The organism is Deltaproteobacteria bacterium PRO3, from assembly GCA_030263375.1.
In the GTDB taxonomy this organism is placed as follows: domain Bacteria; phylum UBA10199; class UBA10199; order DSSB01; family DSSB01; genus DSSB01.
Genome location: SZOV01000184.1, coordinates 1 through 2,324, shown reverse-complemented (window position 1 = coordinate 2,324; position 2,324 = coordinate 1). Strand labels below are relative to the sequence as shown.

Sequence of the window (2,324 nt, the reverse complement as noted above, 5' to 3'; positions counted from 1 at the left end):
GAACGTGTTCACGCTGAACGACGTCGTCAGGGCGCTCGCGGGAACCGCAAACCCCAACAGCGTCGCCGCGACCACCAGGCCGATCGCCCCCTTGCGGCCCAAGCGGCGCAAAGCGAGGATCATGGGCACCGCCAGCAGTAATGCATAACTCCACTTCATGTTGCTCCCTCCATTCGGCGTCAGGCTGGCCAAGCAGCCGCCTTGGGTAAATAAGGTCTGCTGGTTCAGGGTGATCAGGACGGTCGTCGTGGCGCTCAGGTCGCAGGAGACGCATGACAGGGTCAAGGTGTAATCGCCGGGGGTGTCGCCCTGGAAATTGCCGGCGATATCCACCGCCGTCCCGGTCAGAGCGCCGCTGGACGGCGTGATGCTGGAGGTGGAACCCGCGGGCCCGACGATCGTCCAAGTGAAGCTCCGGTCGTCGTCGGTGGGATCCGAGCAGGTCGCCGTCACGGGGATGACCTCGTCGACGTCGCCGGTCAGGGGGGTGACCGCGGTGACGACGGGCGGCTCGTCGACGTTGTACCAGAAGGCCGCATATTTCGAGACCTCATTCGCGTTCAAGGGCCCTTCCGCCAGGGCCACGATGTCGTCGCCGCCGCAGTGGTCGAAATCCTTCGCTTCGATCGCGTCCGGATTGGCGAAGGGGATGCCGGCGACGGTGGAGACAGGAAGGCTCAGCGGTTCGACCGGAAGGAAGCCGCCGGCGCCGTCCGAGTTGATCACGACAACGTTACCGGGGACCGACTGTGTCCCTCCTTTTAGGAAGGTGATGGGAACCACAGGAAAGAAGGAAGGCCCGCCATTTGTCACGGCCGCGTCGGGGACGTCGTCGAGGTTGAAAAGACCCGAAACGACCGCGTATGGCGCATTGTTCGAGGGCGGCAGGGTGTCGATCAGCTGGGAGGCCGCCGCCGAGAAGTTCGGTCCGGTGGCGGCGCCGCTGCCGTTGTTGAAAAAGTAGCCGAGGGAATCGGAGTCCGGAAGCACGATCGCGACGTCGGGATTGCCGTCGCCGTCGAAATCGGCGGCCTCGAGGGAGGTGGGATCGGCGCTAAAACCGGTCACGGCCTCCAGGTCGACCTGGACATTGCAAGTAAAGCTGCAATCGTCCAAGGTACCGTCCCCATAGCAGATCGCCAGCGAATCGGTATCGTCGCCGTCGTTGGCGACGGCGACGTCCAAGATACCGTCGCCGTTGAAATCTTCGAAATCCAGCACCGAGGGCCGGCTCTCGTCGGTGCCGATCGTCTGTTGGGTGAAGAATTGATTGGGCCCCGAAACCAGCCCGGAACCGGCGTTAAGATTGACGTTGATGTAGAAATTCTGGTCGCCGGCGTTCGACACCGCCGTCACCGAGTCCAGGTCCCCGTCGCCGTCGCAGTCAAAAAGCTCCATGCCGCGTTCGCCTTCATCTTGCAACGCGCCTTGCTCCGAAATGGCGACGACCTGCCAGTCCGCATCGGTTGCGGCGCCCGCCACGGGGTTCACCACCGTGCAATCGTCGCCGGTGGGGGTGACGAAATCTGCGTTGGCCGCCGTGCGCAACGGCAAAGAAATCGAGCTGCGGGGTCCCGCGAGCAAGCCGACCAAGTCGTTGAAGCCAGAACCGTTGAGTGTGCCCGAGCGCAGGCTGCCGCTGGTGGTCTGCACGCCGATGATATTCGCCCCGAGGGTCTGGGCGTAGCCGTCGGTGAATTGGTTGGGGGAGTTGTTCTCCACGGCCTGGTTGATCAGGATGCAGAGATTCGACTCGGAAGGCGCCGGGCTGGCGAAGGGCAACTGGGCCTGAAGCGTGGCGCAATCGAAGAAATCGTCGTCCGTCGGCTGGCCGTCGCCGTCGTCGTCGTTGAACTGCCCGCAGGTGACGCTTTGGGGATTGAATTCTTCTTCGATGGACTGATTGAGCGGAGGTGAAACCACGCGCGACTCTTCCGAGACGTCGCCGTTGCGAAAGGTCTGCGCCGATGAGGTTTGCGTCATGGCGCATAAAAGCACCGCGGACAATAGGTAGGGAAGTTTCGACATGGGAGGCCTCCCAAAGAATGGAATATTTATGGACAGATTTTTGGCGAATCGGCTTAAGTGCGGCCATTTTAGGGACATGACCTATAGAGTCAAAGTATTTTTCTATCGGGGGTGACCGCAAAAAAAAGCCCCGGATTCGCGCATGGCGGAATCCGGGGCCCGATTCAAGATGGCATTGGCCTAAATGGGGCTACTTCTGCACCGCCTCGACGAAGATCTGAACGCGGCGGTTTTGCTCGCGGCTGGGCTCGTCCTTGTTCGGGACCAAGGGGTTCGCCTCCCCGTAGCCCGTCACC

Annotated in this window: 1 protein-coding gene; it reads right to left on the bottom strand. The window is 62.0% G+C overall.

What is annotated here, in order from left to right; genetic code table 11:
- On the bottom strand, positions 1-2,106 hold a 2,106-nt coding region (locus FBR05_15160; GenBank protein ID MDL1873518.1), incomplete at its 3' end, for a VCBS repeat-containing protein.
- Positions 2,107-2,324 lie beyond the last annotated feature (218 nt).